This is a genomic window from Rhodococcus oryzae (assembly GCF_005049235.1).
GTDB lineage: Bacteria > Actinomycetota > Actinomycetes > Mycobacteriales > Mycobacteriaceae > Rhodococcus_G > Rhodococcus_G oryzae.
Genome location: NZ_SUMD01000020.1, coordinates 1,916 through 22,943, shown reverse-complemented (window position 1 = coordinate 22,943; position 21,028 = coordinate 1,916). Strand labels below are relative to the sequence as shown.

Genomic DNA, 21,028 nt, shown 5'->3' with positions numbered 1-21,028 from the left:
GACGATCTACGGCGGCACGGAGCTGGGGGACCTACTTCGCGCCGAGCGCGTGACACACGCCGTGATGACACCCACCGCACTAGCCTCGGTGGACCCGGCGGGACTGCCCGACCTGCGCCTGGTGGGCGTCGGTGGCGAGGCGTGCCCACCGGAACTGGTGGTCAAATGGGCCGAAGACCGCGAGTTCAGGAACGGCTACGGTCCGACCGAGACGACCATCGTCGTCACCGGCACCGACCCGCTGATCCCCGGTGAACCCGTCACCGTCGGTCGCCCGACGTCCGGCGTTCGGGCACTGGTGCTCGACACCAGGTTGCGACCGGTCCCGGACGGTGTGATCGGCGAGCTGTACATCGGTGGGCCGGGCCTTGCCCGGGGATATCGCAGGCGCCCGGGATTGACCGCCGACCGCTTCGTCGCGGATCCGTTCGGCGCGCCGGGCGAGCGCCTGTACCGGACAGGCGACCTTGTCCGCTGGACCGATCGCGGTGAGATCGACTACGTCGGTCGATCGGACTTCCAGGTCAAGGTCCGCGGCTTCCGGATCGAACTGGGCGAGATCGACTCCGCCCTGACCGCACTGCCCGGAATCGAGTTCGCGGTCACGCTGGGGCACTCGGGCGCCGCGGGCGTCAGCTCGCTGGTGTCCTACGTCCTCTGCGAGGACGGCGTGGAGGTCGACGTCGAGGCCCTCAAGTCGGCGCTTGGACGGTCGCTGCCCCCGCACATGATCCCCTCGGTGATCATGGTCCTGGACGAGATCCCGCGGACCCCGGTCGGCAAGCTGGATCGAAAAGCGTTGCCTGCGCCGGTGTTCGAGGCGAAGGCATACCGCGCCCCGAGGAACCCGGTGGAGGAGGCGGTCGCGTCGACGTTCGCCGCCGTCCTCGGGATCGACCGGGTCGGCCTCGACGACGACTTCTTCGAGCTCGGCGGGAACTCGCTGATCGCAACCCAGGTGACCGCCCGTCTGGGTGCGTCCCTGGATGCCACGGTGCCGGTCCGCGCGCTGTTCGACGCGGCGAGCGTCGAGACGCTCGCCGCCGCCATCGAGCAGTACGTGGGTAAGGGCAGTCGACGGGCGCTGGTAGCCCGGGAGCGTCCGGAGCGGATCCCGCTCTCCCTCGCACAGCAGCGGATGTGGTTCCTCAACCGCTTCGACCCCGCGTCGATCGCCTACAACGTCCCGATCGCGATCCGGCTGTCCGGCGAACTGGACACGCTGGCGTTGCAGGCCGCCGTCACCGACCTCCTCGATCGCCACGAATCGTTGCGCACGGTCTATCCCGAGGTGGACGGCACCGCATACCAGGTGATCGTGCCAGTGGCTCAGGCGGTTCCGGACCTGACGCCGGTCGCTGTTGGTCCCGACGAGATTCCTGCCCGGATCCTGGGCCTGGTCTCGGCAGGCTTCGATGTCACCGCCGAGGCGCCGCTTCGGGCGGCGGTGTTCCGGGTAGCGCCACGCGAGCACGTACTGGTGTTCGTGATCCATCACATCAGTGCGGACGGCTGGTCCGTCGCGCCGATGACCAGGGACATGATGCTTGCCTACGCTGCCCGTTCGGCCGACGAAGCGCCGAGTTGGTCTCCGCTCCCGGTGCAGTATGCGGATTTCGCGATTTGGCAGCGAGATGTCCTGGGCACGGAGGACGATCCGGACTCGCTGGTGTCGCGTCAGCTCGGCTACTGGTCGGACGCGCTGGCCGGGCTGCCCGATCTGATCGAGTTGCCGACCGATCGTCCGAGGCCTGCGGTCGCCTCGAACCGAGGCGCCGAACTGACATTCTCGGTGGATGCCGACATGCACGCGGGCCTGGTGAGGATCGCGCAAGAGCAGGGCGCGACGCTCTTCATGGTCGTGCACGCGGCGCTGTCGGTGTTGCTGGCCCGATTGTCGGGCAACGGTGACATCGCGATCGGCGCCCCGATGGCGGGTCGCGGCGACGCCGCGCTCGACGAGTTGGTCGGGATGTTCGTCAACACGCTGGTGCTGCGGACCGAGGTGTCCGGTTCGGCGAACTTCGCCGAGTTGCTGGCGCAGGTTCGCGAGCGCGACCTGACCGCATTCGAGAACACCGATGTGCCCTTCGAGCGGCTCGTGGAGGTGCTCAGCCCCGTTCGCTCGCAGTCACATTCACCGTTGTTCCAGGTCTCGCTGACGTTCCAGAACCTGGCCCGCGCCGAGATCGACCTGGACGGACTCACCATCTCCGGAATCGAACTCGACACTGTCGTGTCGAAGTTCGACCTGGATTTCGTATTCGCGGACCGCTACGACGAGGAGGGAGTCCCGACCGGGCTGGACGCCCAGTTGACCTATGCGGCTGACCTCTTCGATCCGGCGACCGCCGATCGGTTCGCCCGAGCACTGGTCGCAATCTTCGGCCAGGTTGCCAGCGGCTCCACGGAACCGGTCGGGGACCTCGTCCTCGTCCCCGGTGCGGATCTCGAACTCATGGTGCGCGAGTGGAACTCCACCGGAGCCGAGGTGCCGGCGGGCACGCTTGTCGACGCCATGTCAGCCACGGTTGACCGGGTTCCCGAATCTCCCGCCGTGTCGTTCGAGGGCGAGACCCTCACATTCGCCCAGTTCGACGCACGTTCCAACAGCCTCGCCCGCCGGCTCATCTCGATGGGTGTGGGCCCGGAGACCACGGTGGTGGTTGCCGCCCGGCGTTCGATCGAGATGTTGGCCGCCATGCATGCGGTGATGAAGGCAGGCGGCGCCTACGTACCTGTCGATCCCGAACAGCCGGTCGAGCGGCTCGAGTCGGTCCTCTCGATCGCCGCGCCGGTGTGCGTGTTGACGACCTCGAGGGACGGCATCGCTGTCGACGGCGGCCACCGAGTCATCGAGGTGGACACCGTGGTCGACGCCGAGTTCTCGGCCGCCCCGGTCCGGGATGCAGACCGCAACGGATCGCTGAGGCCGGCAAATGCGGCCTACGTGATCTTCACCTCCGGCTCGACCGGTGTGCCGAAGGGCGTCACGGTCAGCCACGCGGCGATCGTGAACCAGTTGAGCTGGTTCGTCGACGCGTACGCGGTGACCGGTTCGGACGTGCTCCTGCAGAAGACCCCGGTCGTCTTCGATCCGTCGGTCTGGGAGCTCTTCGTGCCGTTCCTGACCGGCGCCCATCTCGTGATCGCCGTCCCCGACGGGCATCGCGACCCCAGGTATCTGGTCGAGGTGTGTCGCGAACACGGTGTCACCGTGCTCGGTTTCGTGCCGTCGATGCTGAACGCATTGGTTTCGGACCCCGAGCTGACCCTGCCGTCCTCGGTTCGGGCACTGCAGTTGGCAGGCGAAGCGCTCAGCCCCGAGTTGGCGTCTAAGACGACGGCGTCCCTGGGCGTAGGGATGAACAACGCATATGGCCCGGCGGAGACGACGCTGACGTCGGTGCATCACTGGTGCGACGGGTCCGAGGCGCACTCGATGCCCATCGGTCTTCCTGTGTGGAACTCGCAGGCGTACGTGTTGGATTCGCGACTGAACCCCGTTCCGCTGGGCGTCTCGGGAGAGTTGTACCTTGCGGGTCGGCAGGTGTCCCGTGGATATCACGGCCGATCGGGCATCACGGCCGAGCGGTTCGTGGCCAACCCGTTCGGGGCGACCGGCGCCGTCATGTACCGCACTGGTGACCTGGCACGCTGGCGTGATGACGGGCAGTTGGAGTACCTGGGCCGTACTGATTTCCAGGTCAAGCTGCGCGGTCAGCGCGTCGAGCTGGGAGAGATCGAGATCGCGCTCGAGAGGCTCGACGGCGTCACCCAAGCGGTCGTGGTCCTGCACTCCGACCATGCCATCGGGGATCGGTTGGTCGGCTACATCGTGCAGGCACCCGGGGCCGACCGGTCCGGGCCCGAGCTACGCGACGCGGTCGCGCAATCGCTGCCCGCGTACATGGTGCCGACGGCGGTGATGGTGCTCGACGCATTCCCGCTCAACATGAGCGGAAAGCTCGACCGTAAGCAGTTGCCGCAGCCGGTGTTCGAGGTTCGGGCCTTCCGTGCACCGTCTACCCCGGTCGAGGAGATCGTTGCCGCGGTGGTCGGAGAAGTCCTCGGCGTCGCCGCGGTGGGCCTCGACGACGATTTCTTTGCGCTCGGCGGTAACTCACTGCTGGCCATGCGGGTGGTCTCCCGGATCAACGCGGCGCTGGGATCCAGCCTCCCGGTGCGCATGGTGTTCGAGAACCCCAACGTGGCTGCGCTGGCCGCCCGTGCCGAGTCCGGTGTCGGCGGCGGAGGTGCCCCCGCTCTGGTGGCAGGTCCACGGCCCGAACGGATCCCGCTGTCGCTCGCGCAGCAGAGGATGTGGTTCCTCAACAGCTTCGATCGGGAGTCGGCGGCCTACAACATTCCGATGGCGATTCGGCTTGCCGGCCGGCTCGACACAGCCGCCCTCTCGCTGTCTGTGCGCGATGTGCTCGAGCGGCACGAGTCGCTGCGGACCGTGTTCCCGGACGACGGCGGCGGACCCGTACAGGTGGTATTGCCGTCTGATCGGGTGGAGCTGGACCTCAGCCCGGTCGATGTGACCGAGGAGGAGCTGCCCGCCGAGGTGATGGCGGTGCTCGGCGCCGGATTCGACGTGACGGCGGCCCCACCGATCCGTGGCCGGCTGCTGCGCACCGGTGTTGATGAGTACGCACTGGTGATGGTTGTCCACCACATCAGCGCGGACGGTATCTCCATGGGTCCGCTCGCCCGGGATGTGATGATCGCTTACGCCGCGAGGACTGCAGGTCAGGCGCCGTCCTGGGCACCGCTGCCGGTGCAGTACGCGGACTTCACGCTCTGGCAGCACGAGTTGCTCGGATCCGAGGACGATCCTCAGTCGCTGGCGGCGGCGCAGGTCGGGTTCTGGCGGGATGCGCTCGCCGGGTTGCCGGATGTGCTCGACCTGCCCACCGACCACCCGCGCCCGACCGTGGCAACTGCTCGCGGTGATCTGGTGCGGTTCGACATCGCGCCGGAGTTGGTGGCCCGAATCGAGGAGCTCGCGCGCGGGCGTGGCGCGACCACCTTCATGGTCGTGCACGCCGCGTTCAGCGTCCTGTTGGCACGGCTCAGCGGCACAGACGACATCGCGATCGGTACCCCGGTTGCGGGTCGCAGCGAGGCCGCACTCGACGATCTGGTCGGGATGTTCGTCAACACCCTGGTACTCCGGACCCGCGTCAACGGGGCGGACAGCTTCGCGGACGTCCTTGCCGCGGTGCGCGAGAACGACCTGGCCGCTTTCGGCCGTTCGGACGTACCGTTCGAACGGCTCGTCGAGGTGCTCAATCCGGTTCGCTCACAATCGCATTCGCCGCTGTTTCAGGTATCGCTGACCTTCGAGCACAGCGAGCAGCGATCGTACGAGTTGCCGGATCTGACGGTGTCCGGGTTCGACTACGACTCTCCGACCACGCAGTTCGATCTGGCCTTGGCGATCGCCGAGGGAGTCGAGGTCGATGGTCTCGCGGGTGGTATGTCTGCGGGGCTGCGCTACGCGACCGACCTGTTCGACCGCGCAACAGTCGAGTCGTTCGCGAACCGGTTGGTCCGGATCCTGCAGGCAGCGGTGGCAGATCCGACTACGCCGGTCGGCGACATCGAATGGCTGGCCGCCGTCGAGCGGGACCAGGTCCTCCGGACGTGGAACGACACTGCGCACGAGGTTGCGGCCGGGACGTTGGTGTCGCTGTTCGAGGCGCAGGTCGCTCGGGCGCCGGGTATGACGGCTTTGTCGTTCGAGGGTGATCTGCTGACGTACGGCGAGTTTGCCGACCGGGTCAATCGCCTGGCCCGGCATTTGATTTCGACCGGTGTCGGCCCTGAGTCACTGGTTGCTGTCGCGATGCGTCGGTCGCTGGAGATGATGATCGCCATCTACGCGGTGCAGGTGGCCGGTGGTGCGTACGTGCCGCTCGACCCGGATCAGCCGGCGGAGCGGATCGGGCACATCCTGGACACCGCAGACCCGGTGTGGGTGGTGTCCTCGACGCGAGACGACTTCAGCGGCGCGGGGGAGAGGTCTGTCCTTCTCCTGGACACCGTGGATCTGTCCGGTTACTCGGCTGCGGCCATCACCGACGACGAGCGGAACGCATCGCTGCGGGGCGAGACCACGGCCTACGTGATCTTCACGTCGGGATCGACGGGCCGACCGAAGGGCGTGGCGGTTTCCCACGGCTCGATCGTGAATCGCCTGGACTGGATGCAGGCGGAGTACGGCCTGGGTGCAGGCGACGTGGTGTTGCAGAAGACTCCTGTGACGTTCGACGTTTCCGTGTGGGAGCTGTTCTGGCCGTTGCAGGTGGGTGCGAAGCTGGTGATAGCGGCACCCGACGGACACCGTGATCCGGCGTACCTCGCGCGAGTGATCGCCGAGGAGTCTGTGACCACGGCTCATTTCGTGCCCTCGATGCTGGCGCTGTTCGTCGCAGAGCCGACGGTGGCGCAGGCGACCTCGTTGGTGCGGGTGTTCGCGTCCGGTGAGGCCCTGCCCGTCCGGACCGCAGCGGCGCTGCGGGTCGTGGCCCCGCAGGTGCGGCTGCACAACCTGTACGGGCCGACCGAGGCCGCCGTCGATGTCACCTTCCATGAGGTCACGGTCGCTGATCAGGCCGGGGTCCCGATCGGTGCGCCGGTGTGGAACACGAAGGTGTACGTGCTCGACAACAGGCTGCGTCCGGTTCCCGTGGGTGTGCCAGGCGAGCTCTACCTGGCCGGTGTTCAGCTGGCACGTGGTTACGTGGGTCGGGGTGACCTGACGTCGGACCGCTTCGTCGCCAACCCGTTCGGGGATGACGGCGCACGGATGTACCGGACAGGCGATCTGGTGTCCTGGAACAGCAGTGGGGAGCTCGAGTACATCGGGCGGACCGACTTCCAGGTGAAGCTGCGTGGTCTGCGTATCGAACTCGGTGAGATCGAGACGGCGCTGCTCTCGGCCCCGAATGTTGCCCAGGCAGTGGTGACATTGCGCCGGGACGAGCGGACCGGCGAGGCCTTGGTGGCGTACCTGGTGCCCGCGGCGGAGTCAGTGGATATCGACGAACTCAAGGCGGAGCTCCGGTCGAACCTGCCCTCCTACATGGTGCCGTCGGCCTTCGTGGTCCTCGATGAGTTCCCGCTGGGCGCTTCCGGCAAACTGGACCGAAAGGCGTTGCCTGCGCCGGTGTTCGAAGCAGCGGTGTTCCGTGCGCCGTCCACGCCGGTGGAGGAGATCGTGGCAGGCCTGTTCGCCGAGGTCCTCGGTGCGGAGCGGGTCGGCGCCGACGACGACTTCTTCGAACTCGGTGGCAACTCGCTGATCGCCACCCAGGTGGCCGCACGTCTGGGCGCAGCCCTGGACACCACCGTCGAGGTACGGGCACTGTTCGAGGCGCCGACGGTCGCCGCGCTCGCGGCTCGCGCGGCTTCCCGGGCAGGGAGCGGTCGCAGGCTCGCCCTGTCGGCGGTCGAACGCCCGGAGACGATTCCGTTGTCGTTGGCGCAGCAGCGAATGTGGTTCCTGAGCCGATTCGACAGCGAATCCGCGGTGAACAACATCCCGGCCGCGATCCGGCTCACAGGCGCGATCGATACCGCCGTGCTCCAGTCCGCAGTCGCGGACGTGGTGGCCAGGCACGAGATCCTGCGCACGGTGTACCCGGTCTCGGCAGAGGGCACCGGCATGCAAGTGATCCGCCCGGTCGGCGAGGCGATTCCGGACGTGACTCCGATCCCGGTCGCCCAGGATCAGGTCGTGACACTGGTAACCGAGGCCGTCACCACCGGATTCGACGTCGCGGTCGATGTGCCACTGCGCGCGCGGCTCTTCCGGGTGGAGACAGGCGCGGAGCATGCGGCGGACACCACCGAGCACGTGCTGGTGTTCGTGGTGCACCATATCGCCGCCGACGGGTTCTCCATGGGGCCGCTCGTCCGCGACGTGATGATCGCCTATGCGGCGCGCAGCGTGGGCGATGTCCCGGGCTGGGCACCGCTCCCCGTGCAGTACGCGGACTACGCGCTCTGGCAGCGGGAGATTCTAGGGTCCGAGGATGACCCGGACTCGGTGATCACCTCTCAGCTCGAGTACTGGAAGTCACGGCTGGACGGCATCCCGTCTCAGCTCGACCTGCCGAGTGATCGGCCACGCCCCGCAGTGGCCTCCAATGCGGGTGGGGCGCTCTCGTTCTCTTTGGATGCGCAGTTGTACCGCGATCTGGTCGAGCTGGCCCGCGTGAACAATTCATCGCCCTTCATGGTGGTGCATGCGGCGCTCGCGGTGCTGCTCGCCCGCCTGTCCGGCACCTCGGACATCGCCATCGGCACGCCGGTGGCCGGCCGAGGCGAAGCGGCGCTCGACGACCTGGTCGGCATGTTCGTCAACACCTTGGTGTTGCGAACGGATGTTGATTCGTCGGCCACCTTCACCAACTTGCTCGGTGACGTCAAGGAGACTGATCTCGGCGCATTCGGGCATGCGGACGTTCCGTTCGAGCGGCTCGTGGAGGTGCTGAACCCGGCGCGCTCGCAGTCCCGGCACCCGCTCTTCCAGGTGGCGCTGTTCTTCCAGAACCACGAACAGCCCACCCTCGAGCTCGACGGGCTGGCGGTCTCCGGACTCGAGGTCGATGCGCACATCGCGAAGTTCGACCTGCAGGTCACGATCGCCGAGAAGTCGGGTGAGCAGGACGCTCCTGCGGAGGTCATGGTTCACCTGACCTATGCGCGGGACCTGTTCGACGAGGGCACGGTGCGGCTGTTCGGGCAGCGATTCGAGCGAATCCTGCGGGCCGTCATCGCCGACCCGTCCCGAGCCGTGGGCGACCTCGACATCCTCGACAGTGGAGAGCGGTCGCAGCTGCTGACGGACTGGAACGACTCGGCTCACGTCGTGGACGCGGGCGAGCTGTTGCTCGATGCTTTCGACGCGAAGGTCGCGGCCACTCCGGATGCGAGTGCGCTGGTCTACGAGGGTGTCTCGCTGACATACGCGGAGTTCGATGCGCGCTCGAACCGGCTGGCCAGGTTGCTGATCGCCGAGGGCGTCGGCCCGGAATCCCTGGTGGCGTTGGCGATTCGGCGTTCGATCGACCTCGTCGTCGGCATCTACGCGGTGGTGAAGGCCGGCGGGGCCTACGTGCCGGTCGATCCGGATCATCCCGCGGAACGCATCGGACACATCCTGGAGACGGCGAACCCAGCGGCTGTGCTGACCGTTGCCCGCGACGGCGTCGAGGTGCCTGGCGGCCGGAGGGTGCTGACCATCGACACCGTCGACACCTCGGCATTCCCGGACGCACCCGTGACGGATGCGGATCGGATCGCGCGGCTGATGCCGCGGCACCCGGCGTACGTGATCTTCACCTCGGGTTCGACCGGAAAGCCTAAGGGCGTCGCCGTCAGCCACGAGGCGATCGCCAACCAGATCGCATGGATGCTCGCCGAGTACCCGCTGGACGCGTCGGACGTGTACCTCCAGAAGACGGCGACGACCTTCGACGTCTCGCTCTGGGGCTTCTTCATGCCCCTGCGCGCAGGCGCCCAGCTGATCGTCGCGACACCGGACGGTCACAGGGATCCGGGCTACGTGGCAGACACCATTCGCCGGCACCGGGTGACGGTCACCGACTTCGTCCCGTCGATGCTCACCGTGTTCGCGGGCGCGGCGACACGCGAGGATCTGACGAGCCTGCGCCATGTGTTCGTCATCGGTGAGGCGCTGCCGTCGGAGACCGTCCGTGACTTCGCTGCGGTGTCCGGCGCCGGTGTGCACAACCTGTACGGACCCACCGAGGCCGCGGTGTCCATCACCTACGCCGAGGTCACCGGTACCGCTGTCGGCGGTGCGGTCTCGATCGGCCGACCGGAGTGGAACTCCCGGGTGTACGTGCTGGACTCCCGGCTGCGCCCAGTTCCCGTCGGAGTGCCAGGGGAGCTCTATCTCGCGGGTATCCAGCTGGCCCGCGGCTATCACGGCCGGGTGGATCTGACCTCGGATCGCTTTGTGGCCAACCCGTTCTCGGCCGTCGGCGAGCGGATGTACCGGACCGGTGACCTGGTCACCTGGACCGCAGGCGGTGAGCTCGGGTACATCGGTCGTACCGACTTCCAGGTGAAGTTCCGTGGGCAGCGGATCGAGCTCGGTGAGATCGAGTCCGCGCTGCTGGCTCATGATGCGGTGCTACAGGCGGCCGTACTGGTGGTGCCGACGACGACCGGTGACCAGCTGGTGGCGTACGTGGTGCCCGCGGTCGGCGCGGTGATCGAGATCGACGAGCTCAAGGAGTTCGTCGCACGATCGCTACCGACCTACATGGTGCCGTCGGCGCTGGTGGCGCTCGAGGAGTTCCCGCTCAATTCAAGCGGCAAGCTGGACCGGAAGGCGCTGCCTGCGCCGGTGTTCGAGGCGCGCGAGTTCCGCGCGCCGACGAACGAGGTGGAAGAGATCGTCGCAGGCGTGTTCGCCGATATGCTCGGTATCGAGCGGGTCGGTCTCGACGACGACTTCTTCGAACTGGGTGGCAACTCCTTGGTCGCCACCCAGGTCGCCGCGCGGCTCGGCGGTGCGCTCGACACCCGGGTACCGGTGCGGGAGCTGTTCGAGGCGCCGGGTGTCGAGGCACTGGCCGCCCGGTTGCGGTCCGTTGCCGGAGACGGCGGTAGGCTGCAGTTGTCGGCACGGCCACGGCCGGAGCACATCCCGCTGTCGCCGGCTCAGTCCCGAATGTGGTTCCTCAATCGGTTCGATACCGGCTCAGCGGTCAACAACATCCCGATCGCGGTTCGGTTGACCGGCGAACTCGACGTGGCCGCCCTGCAGGCCGCAGTCAATGACGTCGTGGCCAGGCATGAGGTGCTTCGCACCGTGTACCCGGAGCACGACGGCACCGGGTATCAGGTGGTGTTGCCGGTCGGCGAGTGGGTCGTGGACCTGGAGCCGGAGGGAATCGACCCGCAGGATCTGACTGCGCGGGTGACCGCCGTGATCACTACGGGTTTCGACGTCACCGCGGGTGTTCCGGTGCGTGCGAAGCTGTTCCGGATCGCCGACGGCGACCATGTGTTGGTGCTGGTGGTTCACCACATTGCCGGTGACGGATTCTCGAGCGGGCCGTTGACCCGCGACGTGATGACCGCGTACCTGGCCGCGATGGCAGGCCAGGTGCCCGACTGGGCGCCATTGCCGGTGCAGTACGTGGACTACACACTGTGGCAGCGGGAACTGCTCGGGGACGAGTCGGATCCGCAGTCGCTGTCCGCACGCCAGCTCGGCTACTGGTCGCAAGGCCTGGCCGGCCTGCCCGACCAGCTGGACTTGCCGACCGATCGCCCCCGGCCGCTGATCCCGTCGGGTCGCGGCGCGGCCGTTCCGTTCGAGTTCGATGCGGACGTGCACCGGATGGTGACCGAGTTGGCTCGCGCGCACAACGCGACGACCTTCATGGTGCTGCACGCCGCGTTGGCGGTGCTGCTGGCGCGGCTGTCGGGCACCTCCGACATCACGATCGGAACTCCGGTCGCGGGCCGAGGTGAGGCCGCGCTCGACGACCTGGTGGGCATGTTCGTCAACACCCTGGTGCTGCGCACCGAGGTCGAGGGCGCGGAGTCGTTCGGTTCGGTCCTGGACCGGGCAAGGGAGGTCGACCTCCGCGCGATGGCGAACGGTGACGTGCCGTTCGAGCGCCTGGTCGAGGTGCTGAACCCCGAGCGTTCACAGTCCAGGCACCCGTTGTTCCAGGTCGCACTGGCCATGCAGAACGTCGGACCGGTCAGCTTCGAGTTGCCGGGGATGACTGTCAGCGGTCTCGCATCCGAGGAACAGATCTCGAAGTTCGATCTGCAGTTGACGGTGTCCGAGTCCTTCGGCGAGGACGGTTCTTCGGTCGGTATCGCGGCCGAGTTCCTTTATGCGACAGATCTGTTCGACAGGAACACGGTCGTCGGGTTCGCCGAGAGACTGACCCGGATCCTGCGTGCCGCAGTGGCCGATTCCAGGGTTCTCGTCGGCGACATCGAGATCCTCGGCGGCGCCGAGCGGGCGGAACTGAGTCCTCGCCGAGGCGCGGGCGTCGGACCGATCCAGGTGTTGCCGGACCTGCTCACCGACGCCGTGCGGATGGATCCGTCGGCGACCGCGGTCACTTTCGGGGACCGCACCCTCACCTACCGGGAGATCGACGAGCGGTCCTCCCGCGTGGCCCGGGTGCTGATCTCCGAGGGTGTGGGTCCGGAGTCGTTCGTGGCGTTGGGGATCACTCGGTCACTCGAATCGGTACTGGCGGTGTGGTCGGTCGCCAAGACGGGTGCCGCCTTCGTCCCGATCGACCCGAACTACCCGGCCGAGCGCGTCGCCCATATGACGTCGGACTCGGGTGCCCGAATCGGTCTGACCGTCTCCGCTTCCGTCGACGCGTTGCCGGACACGGTTCGGTGGCTGGTCCTCGACGACGACGCTTTCGAGACCCGTTGCGTGGCGATGCCCGCGCACGAGGTGAGTGCATCGGAGCGACTGGGGCGGCTCACGGCTGAGAACACCGCCTATGTGATCTACACGTCGGGCTCGACGGGCAAGCCGAAGGGCGTCTCCGTCACACACGGCGGCCTTTCCAACCTGGCGGCCGAACAGCGCGAACGTTTCGCCATCGATGCGCGGTCGCGGACCCTGCACTTCGCCTCTCCCAGTTTCGACGCGTCGGTGCTCGAGCTCCTGCTCGCGGTCGGTGCGGGTGCGACGATGGTCGTGGTGCCACCGTCGATTTACGGTGGTGCCGAGCTGGCCGGGCTGATGCGCACGGAAGGGGTCAGCCATGCCTTCATCACCCCGGCCGCACTGGCGTCCATCGACCCGGACGAGGTGCCCGAACTGCGTTCGGCGATGGTCGGTGGCGAGATGTTCTCGCCGGACCTGGTAGCTCGGTGGGCGAAGGATCGTGACTTCTTCAATGTTTACGGTCCCACCGAGACCACCATTCTCGCGACCAGCAGTGATCCGTTGGTCGCGGGCGGGCCGATGCCGATCGGTGAGCCCCTGCGGGGGGTCTGCGCTCAGGTCCTCGATGGGCGACTGCACCCGGTTCCCGTCGGAGTCGCCGGCGAGTTGTACCTCTCGGGACCCGGTGTCGCACGCGGCTATCTCGGTCGGCCGGGCCTGACCGCGGACCGCTTCGTGGCGAATCCCTGCGCCACGACCGAGGATCCGACGAGCACCCGGATGTACCGGACCGGCGACGTGGTGCGCTGGACCGGCACCGGCGAGCTCGAGTACGTGGGCCGCTCGGACTTCCAGGTGAAGGTGCGCGGCTTCCGGATCGAACTCGGTGAGATCGACTCCGCACTGACCTCGCACCAGGACGTGGACTTCGCGGCCACGCTCGGGCACACCGGGGCCGGTGGGATCACCTCGCTGGTGTCCTATGTGGTGCCTGCCCCGGGGCGCGTGTTGGATCCGGCCGGGCTCAAGGCGTATGTCGGCGCGTCGTTGGCCGCATACATGGTGCCCGCGTCGATCATGGTGCTCGATGCGATTCCGATGACGCCGGTAGGCAAGCTCGATCGCAAGGCTTTGCCCGCGCCGGTGTTCGAGGTGCGTGAGTTCCGGGCGCCCTCGAACCCGGTGGAGGAGATCGTCGCAAGCGTCTTTGCCGAGGTTCTGGATCTCGAGCGGGTCGGGGCCGACGACGACTTCTTCGAGTTGGGCGGCAACTCGTTGATCGCGACCCGTGTCGTGGCCCGGCTCGGGTCGGCGCTGGATGCGACCGTGCCGGTGCGTGAGCTCTTCGAGGCCTCCACCGTCGGTGGTCTGGCCGAACGGGTCGCCGTTCTCGCGGGTCAGGGAAGCCGAAAGGCCCTTGTGGCGCAGCCACGTCCGGAACTGGTGCCGTTGTCGCTGGCCCAGCAGCGGATGTGGTTCTTGAACCGGTTCGACACGGAGTCGGCGGCGTACAACATCCCGGTCGCGATCAGGTTGTCCGGTGACCTCGACGTCGATGCGCTGCAGGCGGCGGTCGCCGACGTCGTGGCTCGGCACGAGGTCCTGCGTACGGTGTACCCGGAGACCACGGACGGTCCGGTTCAGGTGGTCGTTCCCGCTGAACGCGCCGTGCCGGACCTCACGCCCGTCCTGGTCACCGAGGCAGAGGTGACCGCGATGGTCGCCGAGTTCCTGCAGTCCGGTTTCGACGTGACCGCGGACGTGCCGGTGCGCGCGCTGCTGTTGTGCATCGAACAATCGGGCGTCACCGTCGAGCACGTCCTGGCCGTCGTGGTCCACCACATCTCCGCGGACGGGTCCTCGATGACGCCGTTTACCCGGGATGTGATGGTGGCGTATGCCGCCCGCTCCGCCGGGCAGGCCCCTGGATGGGCGCCGCTACCGGTGCAGTACGCGGACTTCGCGTTGTGGCAGCGGGAGGTCCTCGGGTCCGAGGACGATCCGGAGTCGCTGATCGCCAGGCAGCTCGGCTACTGGAAGTCGGCGTTGGCCGGGCTCCCGGATCAGCTCGATCTGCCGACCGACCGGCCGCGACCTGCGGTGCAGTCGTACCACGGTGGCCGAGTCGGATTCGACGTCGACGCCGAACTCCACCGTGCCCTCGGTGAACTTGCGCGCGCGCACAACGCGACGCTGTTCATGGTCGTGCACGCCGCGTTCGCGGTGCTGTTGGCACGGTCGTCGGGCACCGATGACATCGCAGTCGGAACGCCGTTCGCCGGTCGTGGCGAGGCGGTATTGGACGACCTGATCGGCATGTTCGTCAACACCTTGGTCTTCCGGACCAAGGTCGACGGAAGCGACGACTTCACGGAACTGATTGCGCGGGTACGGGAGACGGACCTGGGCGCGTTCGGAAACGCCGACGTGCCGTTCGAGCGGCTGGTCGAGGTGCTGAACCCGACGCGGTCCACGGCGCGGCATCCGCTGTGCCAGGTGGGCTTCTCGTTCCAGAACCTGGGCACGACCGAGTTCGAGCTGCAGGGCCTTTCGATGGCAGCGGTCGACTTCGAGACCGAGATCTCCCAGTTCGACCTGCACCTGATCATCGCCGACCAGTACGACGCGGACGGCAACCCGACGGGATTGTCAGCTCGGTTCACCTACGCGACGGCACTGTTCGATTCGGTGACCGTTGAGACCTTCGTGGCCAGGTTCGTCCGCATTCTCGAAGCGATGGTCGCGGATCCGACCGTGCCGGTCGGCGATGTCGATCTGCTCGGAAGCGTGGAGTCGGATCGGGTCCTCGGGGACTGGAACGCGACCGAAGAGGAGGTCGCCGAGGCGACACTAATCGACCTGTTCGACGCCCAGGTGGCGCGGACCCCGGAGGCGACGGCACTGGTGTTCGAGGAGCAGGTTCTCAGTTACGGGGACTTCGACTCGAGGGTGAACCGCCTGGCGCGCAGGCTGATCGCCGAGGGGGTCGGGCCGGAATCGCTGGTCGGATTGGCGATGCGGCGGTCGGTCGACTTGATGGTCGGCATGTACGCGATCGTCAAGGCAGGCGGCGCCTATGTGCCCCTCGATCCGGATCACCCGGTCGAACGCACCGCCTTGGTGCTCGACTCCGCCGTGCCGGTGGTGGTGCTCACCCGATCGGCGGACGCGGTGCAGCTGCCGGGCGAGGTGCGGACCCTGACGGTGGACACCGAGGACCTGACGGCCTTCGACGCAACACCGATCGGAGACGGCGATCGGGTCGCGCAGCTTCGGACGTCGAACCCGGCATACGTGATCTTCACGTCGGGCTCGACGGGTCGACCGAAGGGCGTCGCGGTTTCGCACGCCGCGGTGGTCAACCAGATGGTGTGGAAGCAGGCGGAGTACCAGCTCGGAGCGCAGGACGCGGTGCTGCTCAAGACCGCAGCGACCTTCGACCTGTCGGTGTGGGAGTTCTGGTGGGCGCTGCAGACCGGCGCGCGCCTGGTGATCGCCCGGTCCGACGGGCATCAGGACCCGGGTTACCTTCTCGAGCTCATGGTTCGCGAGGCGGTGACCACGCTCCATGTGGTGCCGTCGATGCTGTCGATGCTGCTCGCGGACCCGTCCGCTGTGTTCCCGGACTCGGTCACTCGGGTGCTGGCCATCGGCGAGGCGCTACCCGCGGCGACTGCGGCGCGGTTGCGCAAGGCGAGTGCGGCCCGGCTCGACAACCTCTACGGTCCGACGGAGGCGGCGGTCTCGGTGACGTCGTATCGGACCTCGGAGACAGATCTGGTCACCGTGCCGATCGGATCGCCGGAGTGGAACACCCAGGTGTTCGTGCTCGATTCCCGGCTGCACCCGGTACCGGTCGGTGTCGCGGGCGAGCTGTACCTGGCCGGCGCGCAGTTGGCGCGCGGCTACCATGGGCGTACGGATCTCACCGCGGACCGATTCGTGGCGAATCCTTACGGTGACGGCACCCGGATGTATCGCACCGGCGACGTGGTTCGCTGGCTGCCGGATGGCAACCTCGACTACCTCGAGCGCGCCGACTTCCAGGTGAAGGTGCGTGGATTCCGGATCGAACTCGGGGAGATCGAGTCCGCGCTGCGGGCGCATCCCGGGGTGACGGAGGCCGTGGTCGTGGCTCGTGACGACGCGCACGCCGGTACGCAGCTGGTGGGTTACGTCGTGGGCGGGGTCGAGGGGGCCGAGCTGGATGGGCAGACCATCCGCGACGGATTGTCGGGTGCGGTGCCGTCCTACATGGTCCCGTCCGTGGTGATGGTGCTCGACGGGTTGCCGCTCAACGTGAACGGGAAGGTGGATCGCAGGGCACTGCCCGCGCCGGAGTTCGTGTCGGTGTCCTTCCGGGCACCTGCCACCCCGGTCGAGCAGGTCGTGGCGGACACGATCGCGCAGGTTCTCGGCCTGGACCGGGTTGGCTTGGACGACAACTTCTTCGACCTCGGCGGCAACTCGCTGATCGCGGCGCAGGTCGCGTCCCGTCTGGGTGCGGCACTGGACTCGACGGTGCCGGTTCGTGTGCTGTTCGATGCGGCCACGGTCGCCGGTCTGGCATCCCTCGTCGAGCAGCACGCGGGGGCAGGTGGCCGACCTGCCCTGGTTGCGAGGGAACGGCCCGAACAGGTGCCGCTCGCGTTGGCGCAGTCGCGGATGTGGTTCCTGAACCGGTTCGACACCGAGTCCGCCGCCTACAACATCCCGGTGGCGATGAGGCTGTCTGGCGACCTCGATGTCGAGGCACTGCAGGCCGCGGTCGGGGACGTGGTCGCCAGGCATGAGGTGCTGCGCACCCGCTACCCGGAGACCATCGACGGGCCGGTCCAGGTCATCGTGCCCGCGTCGCAGGTCGTTCTCGACCTCGACCCGGTCATGACCGACGAGGCCGACGTGCTGCCCGCGGTGGCCGGCTTCGTCGCCGCCGGGTTCGATGTGGCCGAACAGGTGCCGGTGCGGGCTCGACTGCTTCGGATCGCCGGTGCGGAAGCGGAATACGTGATGGTCGTCGTGGTGCATCACATCGCGGCGGACAGGTCCTCGGTGGCGCCGCTGGTCCGGGACGTCATGGTGGCCTATGGCGCTCGCACCGGCGGGCGGGCTCCCGCGTGGGCGCCGCTCGCGGTGCAGTACGCCGACTACAGCCTCTGGCAGCGTGAACTGCTCGGGTCGGAAGGCGATCCGGAATCACTGATCTCGCGTCAGCTCGACTACTGGACACATGAGCTCGATGGGCTGCCGGACCAGTTGGACCTGCCGTCGGACCGGCCGCGGCCCGCGGTCCAGTCCTTCCACGGCGGCCGATTCGACTTCGAAGTCGAACCCGATCTGCACCGACGGTTGGGTGAGGTCGCGCGCGAGCGGAATTCGACCTTGTTCATGGTGGTCCATGCGGCGTTCGCAGTCCTGCTTGCTCGTTCGGCAAACTCCGGTGACGTCGCCGTGGGTACCCCGTTCGCAGGCCGCGGTGACGCTGCGCTCGATGATCTCATCGGCATGTTCGTCAACACCTTGGTGCTGCGCACGAAGATCGAAGGGAGTGAGACGTTCTCCGACCTGCTCGCGCAGGTGAGGGAGTCGGATCTCGGGGCGTTCGGGAATGCTGACGTCCCGTTCGAGCGGCTTGTCGAGGTGCTCAACCCCACCAGGTCGACGTCGCGGCATCCGCTGTGCCAGGTGGGATTCTCGTTCCAGAACATCCCACCGAGCTCGTTGGACCTGGGTGACCTCGCGGTGTCCGGACTGGACTTCGATGTGGAGATCTCCCAGTTCGATCTCCAGCTCACCGTTTCCGACAACTACGACGAGACCGGCGCGCCCATCGGGCTGTCGGCGGGCTTCACGTACGCGACATCTCTGTTCGACGCCGGATCGGTGGAGGTGATCGCGGGGCGCTTCCGAAAGGTCCTCGAGGCGATCGTCGCCGACCCGGACACTGTCGTCGGCGACATCGAACTGCTCGAACCTGCCGAACGCGAAGTGCTGGTGCAGGAGTGGAACGAGTCGGCATACGAACTGCCCGCCGGCCAGCTTCTGTTGGACGGATTCCGGCGCCAGGTCCTGGCCTCGCCGGACACGACCGCGTTGGTGTACGAGGGGCTGTCGCTGTCGTACACAGAGTTTGCTGCCCGCGTGAACCGTCTGGCGCACCGGCTGATCGACGAGGGTGTCGGGCCGGAGTCGTTGGTGGCGTTGGCGGTCCGGCGGTCGCTGGATCTGGTGGTGGGCATGTACGCGGTGCTCGAGGCGGGTGGTGCATACGTGCCGGTCGACCCGGACCACCCGGCGGAGCGGATCGGGCACATCCTCGACACGGCGGACCCGGTGTGCGTGCTGACCACGGCACGTGACGAGTTCGTCGCCGCGGGGGACAGGACGGTGCTGCGGTTCGACGAGCTGGACCTGTCCGGCTATCCGGACGTGCCTGTCTCGGCGGACGATCGGGTGGCGGCACTGCGGCCCGAGCATCCTGCGTACGTGATATTCACGTCGGGTTCGACGGGCAAGCCGAAGGGTGTTGCGGTGTCACACTCGGCGATCGTCAACCAAATGGAGTGGATGCAGGCGGAATACCAGCTGGACCGGTCGGATGTGTACATGCAGAAGACGGCGACCACGTTCGATGTGTCGCTGTGGGGCTACTTCATGCCACTGCGGGTGGGCGCTCAACTCGTCGTCGCGACGCCGGACGGACACCGTGATCCCGCTTACGTGGCGGACAAGATCGCCGAGCACGGCGTGACCGTGACGGACTTCGTGCCGTCGATGATGACGGTGTTCGCGGCGTCGGTGTCTGCCGACGACCTGACCTCGCTGCGGCAGGTGTTCGCCATCGGTGAGGCGCTCCCGGTCGAGACGGTGCGCGAGTTCGCACGCGTCTCCTCCGCTGCGGTCCACAACCTGTACGGGCCGACCGAGGCCGCCGTCTCGATCACCTACCGCGAGGTCACCGGTGGCGACCAGGGCTCGGTGTCGATCGGCTGGCCGCAGTGGAATTCGCAGGTGTACGTGCTGGATTCGAGGCTTCGGCCGGTGCCGGTCGGCGTACCGGGCGAGCTGTACCTCGCGGGCGCTCAGCTCGCCCGGGGCTACTTCGGCCGGGTGGATCTGACCTCCGATCGGTTCGTGGCGAACCCGTTCGGTACAGGCGAACGGATGTACCGCACCGGTGACCTGGTCGCCTGGAGCAAGGACGGGGAACTCGGCTACATCGGGCGCACCGACTTCCAGGTCAAGTTCCGGGGCCAGCGAATCGAGCTCGGTGAAATCGAGACGGCACTGCTGGCGCATGACGCGGTGCTCCAGTCGGCTGTACTGGTCGTCCCGACCCCGACCGGTGATCAGTTGGTGGCCTACGTGGTGCCCGCACCGGGCGAATCGGTGTCGGCGGACGAGGTGAAGGTGTTCGCGTCGAGGTCGCTGCCGAGCTACATGGTTCCGGCCGCGGTCGTTGTCCTCGAAGCGTTCCCGCTCAACCCTTCGGGGAAGCTGGATCGCAAGGCCCTGCCTGCTCCCGTGTTCGAGGCGCGAGTGTTCCGGGCCCCGATCACGGCTACCGAACAGACGGTGGCGGCGACGTTCGCGGAGGTACTCGGGGTCGAACGGGTCGGGCTGGACGACAACTTCTTCGAACTCGGCGGCAATTCGCTGGTCGCGACCCAGGTCACGGCCCGCCTCGGTGCAGCGTTCGATATTCGGGTGCCGGTCCTGTGGCTGTTCTCCGGTGCGACGCCGGAGGCAATGGCCGGCCGTATCGACTCCGCCCGTAGCGGCCTCGGTGACCTCGACGGGGAGGCCGCGTTCGACGTCCTGCTCCCGTTGAGGGAGGGCGGCGAGAAGCCTCCGTTGTTCTGCATTCACCCCGTCATCGGACTCTCGTGGGCGTTCGGTGGACTCTCGGCGCATGTCGATCGTGACCGCGCGATCTACGGGCTACAGTCGCCTGTCCTCGGCGAGACCGGTGAGCTGCCCGGGTCGATCGAGGAGTGGGCCGACCGCTACGTCCGCGCGATCCGCTCGGTCCAGTCGGACGGCCCCTATCACCTCCTCGGCTGGTCCCTGGGAGGTGTGATCGCACATGCGATGGCGGTGCAGTTGCAGTCCGAGGGGCAGGAGGTCGCGTTGTTGTCGATGATGGACAGCGTCGCGGGCATCGGTGACCAGCAGTCGGAGCCCGGGGGTGCGATGACGGCGCGCGACCTGCTCGGTGGCGTGTTGCCGACGGTGGAGTCGGCAGGTGGGGTGGACCTGGACGCGGCGCTGACCCCCGAAGCGATCGTCGATCTGGTCGAGGACCTTCCCGAGCCGTTCAACGTGCTGGGTGCGGATCGCGTCACGAGGGCACTTGGGTTCGCCGAGACTTCGCTGTCTCTCATGACGGACTACCAGCCGGCTGCGTACAAGGGTGACCTGGTGTTCTTCACCGCCGCGATGGACGACGCCGACGGCACGCGCAACGCGTCGACCTGGACGGACGCGGTGGACGGTCGGATCCACAACCATCCCCTCGAGGCCACTCACTGGGAAATGGCATCGCCCGCGTCGCTGGCCCGGATCGCCGATGTCCTGAACGAGGCTTGGGAGGTCGGGCGGTGA

The 21,028-nt window shown here is 67.5% G+C and carries 1 protein-coding gene (only partly in view); it reads left to right on the top strand.

Annotated elements, in window-relative coordinates; translation table 11 throughout:
* Positions 1 to 21,028: the 3' portion of a non-ribosomal peptide synthetase gene (locus tag FCG67_RS24555; RefSeq protein WP_169310609.1), read on the top strand. 7,352 nt of this gene lie to the left of the window's left edge; the window shows 21,028 of its 28,380 coding nt (coding positions 7,353-28,380); the start codon falls outside the window, past its left edge; the stop codon is at positions 21,026 to 21,028.